Here is a 17,702-nt window from a genome sequence, read left to right as displayed (position 1 = left end):
CAGCCTTCAATGTGGCCGAATCGGTCAAAGCTTGCCTTTCGCCGTTTCGGGACTTCCCCCACCCCGTGTGACCCGGCACACTTTCAGGCAGTAGCAATCCAGCAAAGGAGCACCATGCCTGACACTATTGGCGAGCTGTCCGCCGTCGAACTTTCCGCAGCCATCCGCGAGAAGAAGGTCTCGGCGCGCGAAGCCTTGGCAGAACATCTGGAGCGCATTTCCGAGGTAAACCCAGCGATCAACGCCGTGGTGACGCTCGACGCCGAAGGCGCCCACGCCTTGGCACACCGCGCCGACCAGCTGACGGCCTCGGGGGCCGCCCTGGCACCCCTCCATGGCGTACCCATGACGCACAAGGACACCAACAACACCGCCGGGATGCGCACCACCCAGGGCTCACTCGCCTTGCGTGACTATGTTCCCGACGCCGACGACCTCATCATTGCGCGCTTGAAAGCGGCCGGCGTTGTCACTACAGGTAAGTCCAATGTTCCCGAGTTTGGCGCGGGCTCCCATACGTTCAACGACCTGTTCGGCACCACGACCAACCCTTACGCGCCAACGCTGAGTGCCGGCGGCAGCAGCGGTGGCGTGGCCGCCGTCGTCGCATCCCGTGTCCAGAGCATCGGCGACGGCAGCGACATGGGCGGTTCGCTCCGCATCCCGGCTTCCTTCTGCAATGTGGTCGGTTTCAGGCCGTCGACGGCGGTCATCCCCATGCCGTCCGACGTCAACGCTTACGCGTGGCTGGGAAGGACGGGGCCCATGGCCCGGAGCGTGGAGGACATTGCCCTGTTCATGTCCGTGACGGCGGGCAAGGATCCCCGCGTTCCGCACCCTGCGGGCCTTGATCCGAAGGTCTTCCGGGCCGGACTCGAGACCGACATGCGCGGTGTTCGGATTGGCTGGTCGCGGGACTTTGGCATCGGCGTTCCGGTGGACCCTGAGATCGTGGAGCACCTCGAACGGCAACTGGCCGTCTTCGAGGACCTCGGTGCGATTGTTGAGGAAGCCACCCCGGACTTCAGCGAAGCAGACCTGGTATTCGGCAACACGCGTGCCATGGACTTCGCCGCGGGCCTGGGGCCGATTCTGGAGCGCGCCGGGGACGTGATCAAGCCCGAAGTGCATTGGAACGTGGAGAAGGGATTCGCCCTCACTGCGCAGGACTTGATCGAGACAGCCGCCGCCCGCACCCGCCTTGAACGCAGCGTGCAGGAGTTCTTCGGGCGCTACGACCTCTTCGCCAGCCCATGCGCCCAGGTCCTGCCCTTCGACGCCACGCTGCGGTACCCCTCCGATATTGCCGGCGTGGCCTCCGAAACATACTTGGACTGGATGCGGTCAGCCTGCCTCCTGTCCGCCACGGGCCTGCCGGTGCTCAGCGTTCCGGCCGGCTTCAGTTCCATGGGGCTCCCCATCGGTCTGCAGCTGGCTGGCAACCACTACACGGATATGCAGCTGCTCCGCTACGGCCGCTCCTTCGAGCAGCAGACCGGGTACGCCGCCGTCGCTCCTGCTGTCCTGGCAGAACAGCCGCCGCTTACGACGATGAGCGCATGACCCTGCCGCCACGCTTTCGCGCGTCCAACAAAATGGAAACATCCACAGTGACAGCGTTCTGCGCCCACTCTGAGTCCGTGATGAAGCGGTAGAGGGCTGACATGTCCTCCACTGTCACATCGGCCATGATCTGGTAGTCCCCGGCGATCGCCGCGGCATAACGGACAGTGGGAAGCTCAGCCAGGCTTTTTCCAACGTGTTCAACGTGCTGCGGCGAGGCCCGGATCCAGAGCAAGGCCTCGACTCCCAAGCCAAAGGATGCCGGCTCAACGATTGCCCGCAAATGGATCTGGTTGTTGGCCAGCAGCCACTCACTGCGGCGCCGTGCCGTTGCCTCCGAAACACCCACGCGGCGTCCCAACGCTTCAAAACTCATCCGGCCGTCGGCACAGAGGGCGTCGACAAGCTCGTTGTCCTGGCGGCTCAGATCCTGCCGGGGCACCAGGATGCCTGTGTCCTGGGTGAGGCTGGAGCGGAGCGCCTCGGACTTATCGGCCGTGAGAATCTCCGGGCGCCACTCCCGGATGGTCCGGAAGTACCGCAGGACCGGGTAGCTCGTGGCATCACGCAAGCCTATGGTGGACGGTAGTTCATCCGACAACACATCGGCCAGACGGGACGGCTCGGTGAGTATTTCCGCCACGCAGTCGCCCGTTCCGGTGGTGGTGTAGACAAACGTGGTGTCAGTCCGTTGCGAGAGCGCTTGGGCCGCGGCACGAACCGTGCCCGGCATGCACCGCATTTCCACCAGCACCACGGCCGGCCTGGGGCGGATCCCCACCACGGCTACAGCGCCGGAGTCCAAAAGCTGTGATCCGCGACGGGCTACAGTTCGCTCCGCCTCGCCGAGGACTGCTGCCATCTTCCGCCAAGGGCACCGCGGATCAAGTTGGAGGGCGGCAACGATCTGCCGCTCCAATGCGTCAAACACCACCATGCAAGCTCCGTCCTCGTCCACTGGGGTTGTTCAATTTCACCACGGACGTCGTCGCGCATGCGTTCCCCTGGCGGGTGCCGCCGTCGACCATTAACGCCGGATGCCCCGCACCCAAGGTGGGTACGGGGCATTCGGGTCAAGCTTCAGGCTTAGGCGAAGTCGGAGACTGCCGGGTCCGGGCCGATGCGGCCTTCGGCACCGCGGTCCAGGCCGTTGATGGCCTCGATGTCGGTGGCGTCGAGCGTGACGTTGAGAGCCGCGAAGTTCTCCTGGATGCGGGACTCGGTGACGGACTTGGGAATGACCACATTGCCGATGGCCAGGTGCCAGGCGATGACTACCTGGGCCGGAGTCGCATCGTGCTTCGCAGCAATCTCAGCTACGGTGGCACTTTCGAGCAGCTCACCACCCTGTCCCAGCGGCGACCAGGCCTGGGTCAGGATGCCCTTGGAGGCGTTGAATTCGCGCAGCTCGGCCTGGTTGAAGAACGGGTGCAGTTCAACCTGGTTGATGGCCGGAACAACGCCGGTTTCATCGATGATGCGCTGCAGGCCTTCCTTGGTGAAGTTGGAGACACCGATGGACTTGACCCGACCGCGCTTCTTGAGCTCGATGAGTGCTTTCCAGGTGTCAACATACTTTTCCTGCTTGGGCTGCTGCCAGTGAATCAGGTAGAGGTCCAAGGTCTCCAGGCCCAGGTGGTCCAAGGACTTCTCGAAAGCCTCGAGCGTGGACTCGTAGCCCTGATCCGCGTTCCACAGCTTGGTGGTGATGAAGATTTCTTCGGCGGAAAGGCCGGAAGAGGCAATGGCACGGCCGACGCCTGCCTCGTTGCCGTAGATCTTGGCGGTATCGATGTGGCGGAACCCGGCTTCGAAGGCCTGGCGCACCACCTTTTCGGCTACATCGTCTTCAACTTGCCACACCCCGTAGCCGAGCTGGGGGATGGTGTTGCCGTCGTTGAAAGTAAGTGTTGGTGACGAAGTCATGTCTGCCATACTGCCAGCACAAACCCGTGAAAAGCCCTGAATGTTACGGAGATCAGCTATGCGCTTAACTTCTTGTGAAGGAGGAATAAAGGCGTGCGCGTGTAGTTGCGCACGCTTGGCTTATTGCCACTCTCCCGTCAGCTGTTGAGCTGGCGCTCCGCATCAGCAACCTGTTCGAACACAGACTCCGCGCGTCGCCGGACGGACAGCGCACCTACCGGGACGGGGCCAACAGCCAACCGCAGCATCGCCGCGGCTTCGGCGGTAGTAGCAAGTGAATTTCCGGCCTTGGACAAGGCGCGGTGAACCCCCGCAAGCGCCCCGGGGACATCCAGGCCGTCGCTCGGGGAACGTTTTTGGGCCTCCACGCAGATAGTCCTGACGCGCGGGGACAACCCGGCCAGTTCGTTGGCTATCTCCACGAGTTCGTTGTACAACTCGTCATCGTCAACACCCTCAAGAACCTGGTGGTACCGGTCCAGGCCACGGTGGAAACGGTCGTGGGCGCGTCGCCACAACCCCTTGCCGAGCTCCAGATCGTCTTTCCGTCCTTGGCGGACGGCCCCAAAGAAACCCACGTGCGAGCTCAGAGGTACTGACCCGGACCGTGGTCGGGGTCTTCCGTGCGGCCTTGCGGAGCAGCGCCGTGGGCACCTGGCGCAGAAGCACGCTGTGGTTGGCCGTTCTCGCCAATGACAATGCCCGGGGCGATGACCGTTCCCGGCGGCAGCTGACGGAGTTGCATCTGCGCGGCAGCGTGTTCCTTGGCTGCCTGCTGGGCGGCGATCGCAGCCTGGATACCGTGGAACAGACCCTCCAGCCATCCCACCAGCTGCGCCTGGGCAATACGAAGCTCCGCGTCGGAAGGTGCCTTGCCCTCCGGAAGCGGCAAGCTTATCCGCTCCAACTCTTCAATGAGTTCCGGAGCCAGTCCGTCCTCAAGTTCCTTGATGGAGCGCTCATGAATTTCCGCGAGCCGGCCGCGGGCGGCGTCGTCCAAAGGAGCAGCCTTAACTTCCTCCAGGAGCTGACGGATCATGGTGCCGATCCGCATCACCTTTGCAGGCTCGTCAACGAGCTCATGAAGGCTGGTTGCCTTGGGCTTGACGTCCTTCCCGGACTCTTCCTGCCCGGATGGCTGTCCATCGGCTGCCGCCAGGTCCCGGTCCAACGTGGCGCCGTCCAGCGTGGTGCCCTCCAGCCCGCTGCCGTCCAGCGTGGTGCCCTCCACGGGGGTGTCGTCCGAAGCCTCATCCGTGGGCTGAATGTTGTTCAGATCGCTCATTCGTTCATACTCTCATGTGGTTCAAGCGAAGCCGGGCCCTGGAGCAGTATTTGGACTTCGTTCGTAGCGAAACTACGCGTCAGCAACACCGGCCCTGGGGATTGCTGTCCTGCCGGTCCATCCGGTCCCGCCAGAACTCGCGTTCAGTCATGGCGGGACCAGCATGGCCCGTGGTGGTGAAGTGCTCCAGGTACTTGCTGTAGGCGTCGGCACCCATGAGCGAGCCCATGAAAGTGGCGAAGCCACGAAGCCCTTTGGCCACGGCATTCATCAGTGATGCCCGGCCTTCTGCGTCCGCTTCTCCGCCGGGAGTGCGTCCCATTCCGCGAGCAGGACCTTCTCCGCCGTCGTGGGGATCAGCCCGGCAGGGGCGAACACTTTGGAAGGAACAGCCGGGTCCTCATGATCCTGTCCGCCGCGGGCGCGGATGGCTTTGATGGTTGCCAGCAGTGCGGCGACGATCACGATGATGCTCAGCGTCACGAAGATGACGGAGAGTACGCCCTGGATCGCGGTGTTGCGGACCACCGCTTCCATGGCCGCCACGGTCTTGGCCGTGCCGAACTCCGTCTTGCCATCGGCCAAGGCCTTGGCGAACGCCTGGTTGTTGGCAAAGTAGCCCACCGCAGGAACGGGCGAGAAGATCTTGTGGAAACTGGCCGTGATGGTCACGACGGCGACGAAAGCCAGCGGGATTGCCACGATCCACAGCCACTTGAACACTCCGCGCTTGGCGCAGATGGCGAGGCATACGGCCAAAGCAATGGCTGCCAGAAGCTGGTTGGCTATTCCGAACAGCGGGAAGAGCGTGTTGATGCCACCCAGGGGGTCGGTCACGCCCATCAGGAGCACCGCACCCCAGGCGCCCACCATGATGGCAGTGCACAGCCAGGCACCGGGACGCCATGAGGCTTCCTTGAACCTGGGAACAAAGTTGCCGATGGAATCCTGCAGCATGAACCGGGCAACACGGGTGCCGGCGTCCACTGCGGTGAGGATGAAAAGGGCCTCGAACATGATGGCGAAGTGGTACCAGAAAGCCATCATTCCGGGTCCGCCGATGAACTGCTGCATGATGTGCGCCAGGCCGACCGCCAGTGTAGGAGCACCGCCGGAGCGGGAGATGATGCTCTCCTCGCCCACGTCCTTTGCCGTCTGGGCCAGTACGTCCGGGGTGATGTTGACGTTGGCCAGGCCGAGGCTGTTCACCCATTGCGCCGCGGATTCGACGGTGCCCCCGGTGAGGGCAAGGGGCGCGTTCATGGCGAAGTAGATGCCGCGGTCGATCGAGATGGCAGCTACCAGGGCCATGATGGCCACAAACGATTCCATGAGCATGCCGCCGTAGCCGATGAAGCGGGTCTGGCGCTCCTTCTCGATCAGCTTGGGTGTGGTCCCGGATGAAATGAGCGCGTGGAATCCGGACAGGGCACCACAGGCAATGGTCACGAACAGGAAGGGGAACAGTGCCCCTGAGAAGACCGGGCCGTTCTCCCTGCCGGCGAACTCGCTGAATGCTGGGACGGTGATTTCCGGGCGCACCACGATGATGGCGAGCGCCAGCATCACGATCACGCCGATCTTCATGAACGTGGACAGGTAATCGCGTGGCGCGAGGAGCAGCCACACCGGCAGGATGGCGGCGATGAACCCGTAGACGATGAGCCCCCAGGCAATAGTGACCTTGTCCAGGTGGAAGAAGGCCGCACCCCACTCGGTTCCGGCCACGGCGCCGCCGCCAATGATGGCAGCCATGAGCAGCACGAAGCCGATGATGGATACTTCCATCACCTTGCCCGGCCTGATGAAGCGAAGGTAGACGCCCATGAACAACGCGATAGGGATGGTCATCCCCACGGAGAAGACACCCCACGGGCTCTCGCCGAGGGCGTTGACCACCACGAGGGCGAGAATGGCCACGATGATGATCATGATGAGCAGGGTGGCCACGAGGGCCGCCGTCCCACCAATGACGCCAAGTTCTTCACGTGCCATCTGGCCAAGGGAACGGCCACCGCGGCGCATGGAGAAGAACATGACCAGGTAGTCCTGGACGGCACCGGCAAGGACGACGCCGATAATGATCCAGATTGTGCCTGGCAGGTAACCCATCTGGGCTGCGATGACCGGTCCCACCAGTGGACCGGCGCCGGCAATGGCGGCGAAGTGGTGGCCGAACAACACGTTGCGGTCGGTGCGGACGTAGTCCTTGCCGTCCGCCTTGTACTCGGCAGGAGTGGCACGGCGATCGTCCGGTTTGAGCAGGTAGCGCTCAATGACTTTGGAATAGAAGCGATAGCCGATCAGGTAGGTGCATACTGCAGCGAAAACGAACCAGATGGCGTTGACGGTCTCGCCGCGCACCAGCGCGAGCATGTACCACGCCACCGCTCCAAGCAGCGAGATCGCCGCCCAGAGCCCGATCTTTGCCGGGGTCCACTTCCGCTCTTCAGCCTCCCGGGCGGAGTCATCCACGGCCGGTGAGGGCAGCGTAGGATCAAGCCTTTCCTCGAGATCGCTGAGGTCAAGTTCGTGTTGGCCAAGTTCTTCTTGGCCAAGTTCTTCCTGGTCAGGGGCTCTGCCCATGTCTCCTCCTTGAGAACTGCTGCCGTTGGGGCGCTGAACATTCAGGGAGGACGCTAACAAGGAGCTCAACTACCGCAGATCTGCCCACTCCGGAACGAGGGGGTCCGTGCGGTAAGCGGTGGTTCCCGTGCGGTGGGCGTGGCGGCCAGGCAGCTAGCCTGCTCCGCCAGTCCCCTGAGCCTGGACCATGCGTGCTTCGCAGAGATCCAACCAACGTACTTCGGCTTCGGCCTGGAAGATCAGCGAGTCAAGCACCAGCAGTCCCGCCGTGTCCATCGAACGCTGGTTGGCGGACACCGCCTTTCGCGCTTGAGTATGCTCCTGCAAAGCCCTGACGGAGACCTCCCGCTGGGATTGGATCACCGCTGAGGTATCTACGCCCGGAAGCGTCACGGCGAGCGCCAGCTTGATGGCAATTTCGTTCCGTGGCGGGGTGCCACGGTCCACGGCGCCACCAAACCAAGCCCCGACTGCCTCAGCTCCCGCATCGGTGATGCTGTAGACGACGTGGCCGCCGCCGTCGTCGCCGTCTTTACTGACCAGGCCATCGCGCTCAAGCCGGTCCAGCGTGGTGTAAACCTGTCCGATGTTCAGCGGCCAGGCTGCGCCGGTCCGGTCCTCGAATTCGACGCGCAGCTCATAGCCGTACCGGGGCTGGTCCTGGAGCAGGGCCAGCAGGCTGTGCCGGATGGACATATGGTTCCTCGCTGCAGTTGATTGGTCGAATCAGAGGAGCAGCAGGACCTTGCCCATGTGCTCGCCGGAGTCAAAGTATTCATGCGCTTCCCTCACCTGGTCCAGCGGGAAGGACTTGGCGACAAGTGGCCTGATCCGGCCGTCCGTGAGCATGGGCCACACGGATTCACGAACGGCGGACATAATGATGCCCTTTTCGGCAAGCGGCCGCGGACGGAGTGCCGTGCCAATCACGGCAGCACGCTTGCTGAGGAGTTGCCCCAGGTTGATTTCGGCTTTCGTTCCGCCTTGCAGGCCTATGATGATCAGCCGGCCGTAGTCGGCAAGGGCGTCGACGTTCTGTTGCAGGTATTTGGCACCCACGACGTCGAGGATCACGTCCGCGCCCTTGCCGCCGTTTTGGGCTTTGAGGCTTTCGACGAAGTCTTCTTCTGTGTAGTTGATCGCGATGTCGGCGCCCAGGAAGGCCTTGGCGGTGCCCACTTTTTCGTCAGATCCGGCCGTCGTGGCGACGGTTGCGCCGTGCGCCTTGGCCAACTGGATGGCCATGGTGCCAATACCCCCCGTAGCCCCGTGAATGAGCACCGTTTCACCAGGTTGCAGCTGGGCGGTCATGATGAGGTTCGAGTAAACGGTGGCGGCTACCTCGGGCAGGGACGCCGCCGTGATCAGGTCCACGCCTTCGGGAACCCTGAGCACTTGTTCGGCCGGAACCGCGACCTGCTGGGCGTATCCGCCGCCCGAGAGCAGGGCCACTACTTTGTCCCCCACGGAGAACGCCTTGGTGACGCCGGGACCAAAGGCTGCGATGCGCCCGGAAATCTCCAGCCCGGGAATTTCCGAGGCTCCCGGTGGCGGCGGGTAGAAGCCGCGCCGCTGCTGGACATCCGCACGGTTCAGGCCGGCAGCCACGACGTCGATCAGGACTTCGCCTTCGCCCGGTACCGGGGAGGGGACCTCCCGGATTTCGAGGACTTCGGGCCCGCCTGGCTCTGAGATGTAGACGGCTTTCATGACGAACTCCCGGTTTCTTGCTGGTCCTCCAAGGCCCCGGGGCAGGGTTTGCAGGACGTGATGTTTTGGAACAGCCAACTCCCTATGAAACACTACTAGGCGAGGAAGGTTGTCCGAGCGGCCTAAGGAGCTGGTCTTGAAAACCAGTGTGCGGTAACCCCGTACCAAGGGTTCAAATCCCTTACCTTCCGCCAATGAGATGCCCCGGGTTCCAGGACCCGGGGCATTTTTGTTTGTTTAACTGCTGTTCGGCACGGCCGCCCGAGCCCCAGAACTGAGAACTGACACCCGGAAGATCATTGAAACTGTCAGACCCCCCGCATAGTGTTCTGTCTGTCTCCACACCACTGACATATGCCGTAGCTTTCGCCGCGGAATAACAACAGGAGCCTGACCCATGCCTAAGCCTGACATCACTCCCGGCGCACCCTGCTGGATTGATCTGATGACGTCCGATACGGAAAAGGCCAAGGCCTTCTACACTGCCCTTTTTGGCTGGACCTACGAGACCGGCGACCAGGAAAAGTACGGCGGCTACATCACGGCGTCGAAGGAAGGCCGGATGGTTGCAGGCATCATGGCGAAGCAGGCGGACATGGGTGCCATGCCGGATGTCTGGTCCACCTACCTGCGCACCGATGACATCAAGGCAACCACCGAGGCAGCGGCCGCCAACGGAGGCCAGGTGTACTTGGAACCCATGGAAGTCCCGGAGCAAGGCAGCATGGCCATGTACGGCGACTCCTCAGGCGCTTCCATTGGAGCCTGGCAGTTCGGTGGCATGAACGGCTACGAGGTGGCGGCCGAGGCGGGGGCTCCCGCGTGGCATGAGCTCCTTTCCAAGGATTACGAGTCCGCTGTCACCTTCTACCAGAAGGTCTTCGGCTGGGACACGAAAGTCATGAGCGACACTCCGGAATTCCGCTACACGACTCTTGGCTCCGGCGACGACGCCAAGGCAGGCATCATGGACGCCTCCGGCTTCCTGCCCGAGCAGGTCCCGTCTATGTGGAGCGTGTACTTCGCCGTGGAGGACACGGACGCGACAGTGGAGCAAGCCACGGCCCTCGGGGCCACCGTCATGCAGCCGGCGGAGGACACTCCGTTCGGGCGGCTGGCTACGTTGTCGGACCCGACAGGCGCCGTCTTCAAGGTGATCCAGGATTTGGGACAGACAGCCTAGACTTTGACACTTCGGGTCACGTCCGGCGGCCTCCCACCCAGGGGCAGCCGGATTGATCCACTCATTGCCGGCATTGGGGGATCGGCCGGCATGGGTCCTTTTCTGGTCCCTCATTGTTGACCACAGGTCCGTTCTTCCGACGCACCGTGGTCCTTCTGGAATGAGGACAGAATGCTCCACCGTTCGAAAACCGTTCGGACTGCCGCCGTGCTGGCTATGGCATCACTGGCACTGGCCGGCTGTTCGTTGATCAGCAGCGGCGACGCCAAACGCGATGAATCCGGCAAGCCGACGGAGTCGTCCAAGGCCGACGCCTTCAAAGTGAAGATGGGCGACTGCATCGCCAACCCGGACAGCCAGGAAGTTGTGGATGTCACCATCATTCCGTGCGATCAGAGCCACGATTTGGAGGCCTTTGCACTGACAAACATCGACGCTTCAACGTTCCCCGGCGATACCGAGGTTGGCACCTAGGCTGAGGAATACTGTGGCGCACAGTTTGCGACGTTCGTTGGCTTGCCGTTCGAGGAATCCGCGCTGGAGGTCACCTTCCTCCATCCCACCAGCGACTCCTGGAAGAACGGCGACCGCGAGATCGTCTGCCTCATCGGTGGCTCCGCAGGATCCGCCACCACCGGGTCCTTGAAGGGCGCTGCCAAGTAGCACGCCAGTGGCCGGAGAACCCTCCGGCCACCATGGGTCCACCTCCCATTCATTCCGTCGTGTTCTGCTATGCCCGAGCAACAGGTTTACCCCGGAGTAACTTCCGGAACAGCGCCCGTTCCACAAGAGAGCGGGCGTCGTCCAAAGGGCCCCACAGGGCCCCCTAATGAAAGTTAGAGCGGATGCACCAACAACATTGGAAATTAGCAGCGGGAACGGTCCTGTCAGTGGGGTTGCTTGCCGCCCCACTGACGGCCGCGCCGGCCATGGCAGCGGATGAACCGTCCGCCCCCACAGGCACATCGCCCGTGGTGATCAACGAGGCCTACCTCAGTGGCGGCAGCAGCGGTGCGGCCTTCAAGAACAAGTTCGTGGAACTCTACAATTCCTCGGATGAGCCGGTCAGCCTGGCCGGGTGGTCGTTGCAGTACCGGTCCGGCACAGCCACTGCAGCACCCACGGGGATCACTCCCCTCACGGGCAGCATCCCGGCAAAGGGCTATTTCCTGGTTCAGGGCGCCACCAACAGCGGAACGTCCACGGCGCCGGCACTTCCCACGGCCGATGTGCAGGGTACAGGCACTCTGAACCCCAGCGGAACCACTGGCACGCTGATCCTGGCCAAGCAGTCCACCGCGGTGTCACCCTTGCCGTCAGGTTCAGTGACGGGGAACGCGGCCATTGCCGACCTTCTGGGCTACGGCGCCTCCAACACCTTTGAGACCGCCGTTGCCACCGCCCCAACCGGCAACTCGGACGTCAAGAGCCTCAACCGGACCAACGGCGTGGACACTGACTCCAACGCCGCAGACTTCAGCCTCAGCACCACCATCACCCCTACGCCGTCCAATGGCGGAACTCCTCCCCCCGACCCTGGGCCGCAACCCGGCGTCAAGGCCATCGCGGAGATCCAAGGGACCGGCGCGGCCAGCCCGTTCGTCGGCAGTACCGTGACCACGCGAGGCAAGGTCACAGCCGCTTACGCAACCGGCGGCTTCAACGGCTACTACGTCCAGGCTCCCGGAAGTGGCGGCGAAACCGCGGCGGCCAGGACGGCGTCGGACGCTTTGTTCGTCTATTCCCCCACGACGGCAGGAACGGTCCAGCCGGGCGACTATGTGGAACTCACTGGTGTTGTCAGCGAGTTCGCCAACCAGACCCAGCTCACCGTTGAAGCTGCGGGGTTCAAGAAGCTCACGGAGGCCGCACCCGAGGTCAAATCCACACCGTTCGCCTTGCCGGCCAACGAGGCTGCCCGGGAAAGCCTCGAGGGCATGCTCGTTGCACCGCAGGGCGACTTCACTGTCACGGACAACTACTCCCTGAACCAGTACGGCGAGATTGGCCTGGCGGCCGGCACATCGCCCCTGGTACAGCCGACGGCGGTAGCCACCTACGGTTCGCCGGAGTACGCCGCGGTGGTTGCTGACAACGCGCTGCGCGGCATCAAGCTCGACGACGGCGCGTCCACCAACTTCCTCAAGGACGCCACCACCAAGGCCCAGCAGTTACCGTACCTGACTGCGTCCGACCCCGTACGTGTGGGCTCGCCCGCGAAGTTCCGGACCGACGTCATTTTGGGTTATGGCAACAACTCCTGGAAATTCCAGCCCCTCGCCGCCCTGAGCCCGGCCAACGCTGAGACGGTCCAGCCGGCAGGCTTCACCGCCACACGGCCCGAGGGCCCCGCTGACGTAGGCGGCAGCCTCAAGCTCGCTTCCTTCAATGTGCTCAACTACTTCCCCACCACCGGTGACCAGCTTGCCGGCTGCGTCTTCTACACCGACCGCGATGGCAACCCCATCACGGTCAAGGAAGGCTGCAACGCCCGCGGCGCTGCCAACGCGGAGAACTTCGAGCGCCAGCAGGGCAAGATCGTCACGGCCATCAGCAAGTCCGGCGCCGATGTCGTGTCCCTCGAAGAGATGGAGAACTCGGCGCAGTTCGGCAAGAACCGTGACGACGCGTTGTCCAAGCTCGTGGACGCCCTCAACGTCAAGACGCCTGGCGTGTGGGACTACGTGCGCACACCCGCAAATGCTCCCCCGCTGAGCGATGAAGACATGATCAGAACTGCGTTCATCTACAAGAAGGCCGTGGCCGAGCCCGTTGGCGAGTCCATCATCCACAACGACACCGTGGCCTTCGCGAGTGCCCGCAAGCCGCTGGCGCAGGTTTTCAAGCCGGTTGGCGGAGACGATGACAAGAAGTTCATCGCGATAGTGAACCACTTCAAGTCCAAGGGCTCCGCGGCCACACCGGACGACACGGACAAGGGCCAGGGCGCCTCGAATATCGCCCGCACCAAGCAGGCCGAATCGCTGCTTGCCTTCTCCAAGGACCTCCAAGCCTCAAAGGGTACTGACAAGGTCTTCCTGATCGGTGACTTCAACGCCTACTCCAAGGAAGACCCCATCAACGTCCTCACGGGCGCCGGCTACACCGATCTGGAAGTGGGTACGGGCAAGCACTCATACCTCTTCGGCGGCATGGTGGGTTCCCTGGACCACATCCTTGCCTCCCCGTCCGCCGCTGAGGCCGTCACGGGAACCGACATCTGGAACATCAACTCCGTGGAGTCCGTAGCGCTGGAGTACAGCAGGTATAACAACAATGTGACCAACTACTATGCCGGGGACGAGTTCCGGGCCAGCGACCACGACCCCGTCGTGGTGGGCCTGAACCTGACCACCGAGGAACCGGAAACCGTTGACCTGCAGTTCCTGGGCATCAACGACTTCCACGGCCGGATCGACTCCAACACGGTCCTCTTCGCGGGCACCGTGGAGAAGCTTCGTGCGGCAGCCGCCCCCGGTGCGACGGCCTTCATCTCCGCCGGTGACAACATCGGAGCTTCGCTCTTCGCTTCATCCGTAGCGAAGGACCAGCCCACCATCGACGTCCTGAACACCCTTGAACTCCAGGCTTCCGCTGTGGGCAACCACGAGTTCGACGGCGGCTGGCAGGACCTGCGCGACCGCGTCATTGCGGGAGGCACCAACGCCAAGTTCGCCTACCTTGGTGCGAACGTCTACCAAAAGGGCACCACCACTCCGGTCTTGCCGGAGTACAAGGTCCTGGACATGAACGGCATGCGCGTAGCCGTTATCGGCACGGTCACGCAGGAAGTTCCTTCCTTGGTAACCCCTGCCGGAATCACGGATCTCGCGTTCGGTGATCCGGTGGAAGCCATCAACCGGGTAGCGGCCAGGATCAAGGCTGAAAACCTGGCTGACCTGATCATCGTGGAAAACCACGACGGCGCTGCTTCCGGAACGCCCGAGGGCGCCACCCTGGAGCAGGAAGTTGCTGCCGGTGGACCATTCGCCAAGCTCGTCAACGAAACCACTCCTGATGTCGCGGCGATCTTCACCGGGCACACGCATAAGGAATACGCCTGGGATGCCCCGGTCCTGGACGCCAATGGCCAGCCGACCGGCACGACGCGCCCCATCGTTCAGACAGGCAACTACGGTGAGAACGTGGGTAGCGTGACGCTCACCGTGGACACTGCAAGCAAGTCGGTGACGTCGTACAAAGCCGCGGTCGTGGACCGGACCACGGAGACGGCCGAAAGCCTCGTTGCTGCCTACCCGCGGGTGGCGGCAGTGAAAACCATCGTGGACAAGGCCCTTGCGCAGGCTGCGGAGATCGGCAACCAGCCGGTAGGCGCAGTCACCGCTGATATCACCACGGCGTTCACCCCGGATCCGGCCGGCGGCGCCCCCAAGCGGGACGATCGCGCGAGTGAGTCCACCTTGGGCAACCTTGTGGCGGACTCGCTGGTGGACACGCTCAAGGCTCCTGAGCTGGGCGCGGCGGAGATCGGCGTCGTGAATCCCGGTGGCCTGCGTAACGAGCTGTACTACGCGCCGGACGGCACCATCACGTACGCCGAGGCCAACGCGGTCCTGCCGTTCGTGAACAACTTGTGGACCACGTCCTTGACGGGTGCTCAGTTCAAGACGCTCCTGGAGCAGCAGTGGCAGACCAACGCCGACGGCACCGTTCCCAGCCGCCCCTACCAGCAGCTGGGACTGTCCAAGAACGTGAACTACACCTACGACGCCACACGTCCCGCGGGTGATCGCATCACCGGCATCTGGGTGAACGGCGCTGTGATCGACCCCGCCAAGCAGTACAGGATAGGCACCTTCAGCTTCCTTGCTACCGGCGGTGACAACTTCCGGGTGTTCAAGGAAGGCAGCAACACGAAGGACACCGGTTTGGTGGATCGTGATGCGTGGATCAAGTACCTGCAGGCACACAAGCCCGTGTCTCCGGACTTCGCGCGCCGCTCTGTTGCCGTAGCCAACTCCACGCCGGCTGAGGTCAAGGCCGGAGAGTCCATCACGCTGGCCGTCTCCAAGCTCGACCTGACCTCCATCGGCAGCCCGGCAAACGCGTCGCTCAACGCCGTCTTCGTGGACAGCAAGGGCGCGGCGGTGACGCTTGGATCCGTCCCGGTCACAGCTGGTGCGGCCACAGTGAACCTCAAGGTTCCCGCGGCGGCAGCTGCAGGGACGGGCACACTGGTGCTGACCGCCGTCGAATCCGGGACCGTCGTGAAGGCCCTGGTGAAGGTGGCTGAGAGCGGACCCAACCCGCCGCAGTGCACTCCCCCGGTGAAGCCGTCCAAGTGGTACGACATCGTGGGCTGGCTACGGTACGCCTTTGCGTGGTTGGAGTACCAGAAGTGCTTGAGGGGCTGACAACCTCCCAGTGACACAACAGGGCAGGGCCCCTCACGATCTTCCTTCGTGAAGGGCCCTGCTTTTGCCTCGTCAGACAGTTTGCCTGCTCGGACCGTTTACTTGTTTGCCGGTTCCAGCTCCTGGACCCTGTCCGCGTCCCGCTGCAGTTCTGCCTGGAACGCCGCGTAGCGGGCCAGATGTGCGGGACGGCGGCGGAGGATCGCCCACGCGATGCCCAACATCAGGAACCACGCGGGAGTAGCGAGCAGGGCCGCGAGCGTGTCCGGCTGCGTGGTCAGCGTCCACAGCACGAAGGCAAAGAAGGCGAACACTACCCACACCATCACCACCCCGCCAGGCATCTTGAAGGCCGAGGAGTCATGCAGGTGTGGTCGGCGCTTCCGGAAGGCCAGGTAGCTGGCCAGGATGATGGACCATACGAAAACGAAGCAGACCGCGGACACTGTGGTCACCATGTCGAACGCCTTGCCAATGTCCGAGCCCGCGTACATGAGCACGACGCCGGACAGCAGCAGGACGCAGGACAGGAACAGGGCGTTGCGGGGTACTTTGCGTCCTGAGAGCGCGCCGAACACTTTGGGGGCGTCGCCTTCCTGCGCCAGCCCGAACACCATGCGGGACGTGGAGTAGATGCCCGAGTTGGCCGAGGACATGGCGGAGGTCAGCACCACGAGGTTGACCATGGTGGCCGCTGCGCCGAGGCCAGCGAGCGAGAACATGGCAATGAACGGGCTGTGGCCGGCAGCGAACTGGGTCCACGGGGTGACTGACATGAGGATGATGAGGGCGCCCACGTAGAAGAGCAGGACGCGGATGGGAATGGAGTTGATGGCCTTGGGCAGGTTCTTCTCCGGGTCTTTGGCCTCAGCGGCGGTGGTTCCCACCAGTTCAATGCCCACGAAGGCAAAGACCGCGATCTGGAAGCCCGCAACGAAGCCCATGAACTCGTTGGGGAAGAAGCCGCCGTGGCTCCACAGGTTGGTGAAGCTGGCCGGTCCGGCGTCGGACTGGAAACCGCTGAAAATCATGAACAAGCCAACAATGATGAGTGCTGCAATGGCCACGATCTTGATGAGGGCAAACCAGAACTCGGTCTCGCCGAAGGCTTTTACCGTGGCAAGGTTCAGGAGCAGGAGGATGCCGATCGTGATCAGGCCGGGCACCCACAGCGGAAGGGAAGGCCAGAGTTCCTGGGAGTACCCTGCAATCGCGATGACGTCCGCGATCCCGGTGATGACCCAGCAGAACCAGTACGTCCAGCCGGTGAAGAATCCGGCCCAAGGGCCGAGCAGGTCAGCAGCGAAATCACTGAAGGATTTGTAGTTCAGGTTGCTCAGCAGCAGTTCACCCATGGCGCGCATGACGAAGAACAGCATGAAGCCGATGATCATGTACACGAAAATGACGGAAGGGCCTGCAGCGGAGATGGTCTTTCCGGAGCCCATGAAAAGGCCGGTGCCAATCGCTCCGCCAATGGCGATGAGCTGGATGTGGCGGTTGCTGAGCTGACGCTCAAGATGGGGTGAATCGTTACCGGTGGAAGGATGAATCGTCAAAGGAACTCCATCGTTCAGGCGGCACAGGGTGCCACGAGATTCGGGTTCCTCCCCGCTCTGTAGATGGACCTGAGAGTTTCCGCCTTCCTGCCCGGCAGGAAGGCTTGCACCTTCGGTGAGCCCGGTGGCCGGACTGCTTTCCAGAGTTGCCTCGCCGCGGCGGTACATGGGCCTGAGAGATTCCTGGGGAGGATTTGCTCCTACGGCGCCTGGGGTGATGTACCGGCAGGGCTCTCCCGCCGCGGATCAAAAGCGCGCACCACCACACTGGGTGATGCAGCTCACACAGTAACGAAGGCTGGGCTGCTCTGCAACCCCGCGACGAGACTCATGAATAGTGCTCGCGAAACGGGGTGCATGCCTCATTTGAGAAACGCTCGCGAAATCATGGGCCGCTGCGGGCACGGCGGTGACGATGAGGGATGGACCTGTCGATGGCAACGCGTAGGGAAATCACGAAGAAGTACGCAGCCGATTATGCGAAGTCGTCGAAGAATGCCAAGGGATTGGTTCTG

General features: G+C 63.0%; 13 protein-coding genes, 1 tRNA gene, 1 pseudogene and 1 riboswitch. Of the genes and pseudogenes, 6 read left to right on the top strand and 9 right to left on the bottom strand.

From position 1 onward, the window contains the following. Positions 1 to 114: 114 nt before the first annotated feature. On the top strand, positions 115 to 1,563 hold the full coding sequence (locus LN996_RS18220) for an amidase (RefSeq protein ID WP_231341806.1): 1,449 nt from the start codon (positions 115 to 117) through the stop codon (positions 1,561 to 1,563). Here the strand turns inward: LN996_RS18220 and LN996_RS18215 are convergent. From LN996_RS18215 to LN996_RS18180, 8 genes are all read right to left on the bottom strand, one after another. Further along, complete coding sequence (locus tag LN996_RS18215) at positions 1,544 to 2,500, bottom strand: Lrp/AsnC family transcriptional regulator (protein WP_231341805.1); 957 nt, start codon at positions 2,498 to 2,500, stop codon at positions 1,544 to 1,546. The two genes, LN996_RS18220 and LN996_RS18215, sit on opposite strands and share 20 nt — an antisense overlap. Positions 2,501 to 2,649: 149 nt before the next feature. Continuing rightward, positions 2,650 to 3,489, bottom strand: coding sequence for an aldo/keto reductase (locus tag LN996_RS18210; RefSeq protein WP_231341804.1), 840 nt, complete (start codon positions 3,487 to 3,489; stop codon positions 2,650 to 2,652). A gap of 137 nt (positions 3,490 to 3,626) precedes the next feature. Next, positions 3,627 to 4,067, bottom strand: a complete 441-nt coding sequence (locus LN996_RS18205; protein ID WP_231341803.1) for a hypothetical protein — start codon at positions 4,065 to 4,067, stop codon at positions 3,627 to 3,629. Between the two features lie 8 nt (positions 4,068 to 4,075). Next, a complete protein-coding gene (locus LN996_RS18200) occupies positions 4,076 to 4,774 on the bottom strand; it encodes a bacterial proteasome activator family protein (protein ID WP_231341802.1) in 699 nt (232 codons plus the stop codon). 79 nt (positions 4,775 to 4,853) lie between these two features. Then, positions 4,854 to 5,045, bottom strand: a complete 192-nt coding sequence (locus LN996_RS18195) for a YbdD/YjiX family protein (RefSeq protein WP_231341818.1) — start codon at positions 5,043 to 5,045, stop codon at positions 4,854 to 4,856. Continuing rightward, positions 5,045 to 7,360, bottom strand: a complete 2,316-nt coding sequence (locus LN996_RS18190; RefSeq protein ID WP_231341801.1) for a carbon starvation CstA family protein — start codon at positions 7,358 to 7,360, stop codon at positions 5,045 to 5,047. The genes LN996_RS18195 and LN996_RS18190 overlap by 1 nt, the downstream gene beginning before the upstream one ends. Before the next feature lie 153 nt (positions 7,361 to 7,513). Continuing rightward, a complete protein-coding gene (locus tag LN996_RS18185; protein ID WP_231341800.1) occupies positions 7,514 to 8,056 on the bottom strand; it encodes a PadR family transcriptional regulator in 543 nt (180 codons plus the stop codon). A 30-nt stretch (positions 8,057 to 8,086) separates the two neighbouring features. Further along, positions 8,087 to 9,070, bottom strand: coding sequence for an NAD(P)H-quinone oxidoreductase (locus tag LN996_RS18180; RefSeq protein ID WP_231341799.1), 984 nt, complete (start codon positions 9,068 to 9,070; stop codon positions 8,087 to 8,089). 103 nt (positions 9,071 to 9,173) lie between these two features. Between LN996_RS18180 and LN996_RS18175 the strand changes: the two genes are divergently transcribed. From LN996_RS18175 to LN996_RS18155, 5 genes and pseudogenes are all read left to right on the top strand, one after another. Further along, positions 9,174 to 9,264 (top strand) — tRNA-Ser (locus tag LN996_RS18175). Between the two features lie 203 nt (positions 9,265 to 9,467). Further along, positions 9,468 to 10,253, top strand: coding sequence for a VOC family protein (locus tag LN996_RS18170; protein WP_231341798.1), 786 nt, complete (start codon positions 9,468 to 9,470; stop codon positions 10,251 to 10,253). Between the two features lie 171 nt (positions 10,254 to 10,424). Further along, a complete protein-coding gene (locus LN996_RS18165; protein ID WP_231341797.1) occupies positions 10,425 to 10,727 on the top strand; it encodes a hypothetical protein in 303 nt (100 codons plus the stop codon). Positions 10,728 to 10,742: 15 nt separating this feature from the next. Next, a pseudogene (locus tag LN996_RS18160) lies at positions 10,743 to 10,916 on the top strand (hypothetical protein); the annotation flags it as partial. Between the two features lie 182 nt (positions 10,917 to 11,098). Continuing rightward, the gene (locus LN996_RS18155) at positions 11,099 to 15,628 is read left to right on the top strand and encodes an ExeM/NucH family extracellular endonuclease (RefSeq protein ID WP_231341795.1); all 4,530 of its coding nucleotides are present in this window, start codon (positions 11,099 to 11,101) and stop codon (positions 15,626 to 15,628) included. Between the two features lie 98 nt (positions 15,629 to 15,726). Here LN996_RS18155 and cycA read toward each other — a convergent pair whose 3' ends face one another. After that, positions 15,727 to 17,187: a D-serine/D-alanine/glycine transporter gene (gene cycA / locus LN996_RS18150; protein WP_231341794.1), complete on the bottom strand. Its 1,461-nt coding sequence runs from the start codon at positions 17,185 to 17,187 to the stop codon at positions 15,727 to 15,729. Positions 17,188 to 17,337: 150 nt separating this feature from the next. Further along, positions 17,338 to 17,436: riboswitch (glycine riboswitch) on the bottom strand. Between the last annotated feature and the right edge of the window lie 266 nt (positions 17,437 to 17,702).

The sequence above is a fragment of the Arthrobacter sp. AK01 genome (genome assembly GCF_021109375.1).
Classification (GTDB): Bacteria; Actinomycetota; Actinomycetes; order Actinomycetales; family Micrococcaceae; genus Arthrobacter.
The sequence above is the reverse complement of the archived record's forward strand: the minus strand, read 5'-3'. Positions and strand labels throughout refer to the sequence as shown.

Bases quoted from the DNA above. Each gene is read 5' to 3' on its own strand.
- LN996_RS18185 (WP_231341800.1), bottom strand. From the start codon at position 8,056: ATGTCCATCCGGCACAGCCTGCTGGCCCTGCTCCAGGACCAGCCCCGG.
- LN996_RS18210 (WP_231341804.1), bottom strand. From the start codon at position 3,489: ATGACTTCGTCACCAACACTTACTTTCAACGACGGCAACACCATCCCC.
- LN996_RS18180 (WP_231341799.1), bottom strand. From the start codon at position 9,070: ATGAAAGCCGTCTACATCTCAGAGCCAGGCGGGCCCGAAGTCCTCGAA.
- LN996_RS18155 (WP_231341795.1), top strand. From the start codon at position 11,099: ATGCACCAACAACATTGGAAATTAGCAGCGGGAACGGTCCTGTCAGTG.
- LN996_RS18170 (WP_231341798.1), top strand. From the start codon at position 9,468: ATGCCTAAGCCTGACATCACTCCCGGCGCACCCTGCTGGATTGATCTG.
- LN996_RS18165 (WP_231341797.1), top strand. From the start codon at position 10,425: ATGCTCCACCGTTCGAAAACCGTTCGGACTGCCGCCGTGCTGGCTATG.
- LN996_RS18220 (WP_231341806.1), top strand. From the start codon at position 115: ATGCCTGACACTATTGGCGAGCTGTCCGCCGTCGAACTTTCCGCAGCC.
- LN996_RS18190 (WP_231341801.1), bottom strand. From the start codon at position 7,360: ATGGGCAGAGCCCCTGACCAGGAAGAACTTGGCCAAGAAGAACTTGGC.
- LN996_RS18200 (WP_231341802.1), bottom strand. From the start codon at position 4,774: ATGAGCGATCTGAACAACATTCAGCCCACGGATGAGGCTTCGGACGAC.
- LN996_RS18215 (WP_231341805.1), bottom strand. From the start codon at position 2,500: ATGGTGGTGTTTGACGCATTGGAGCGGCAGATCGTTGCCGCCCTCCAA.
- LN996_RS18195 (WP_231341818.1), bottom strand. From the start codon at position 5,045: ATGAATGCCGTGGCCAAAGGGCTTCGTGGCTTCGCCACTTTCATGGGC.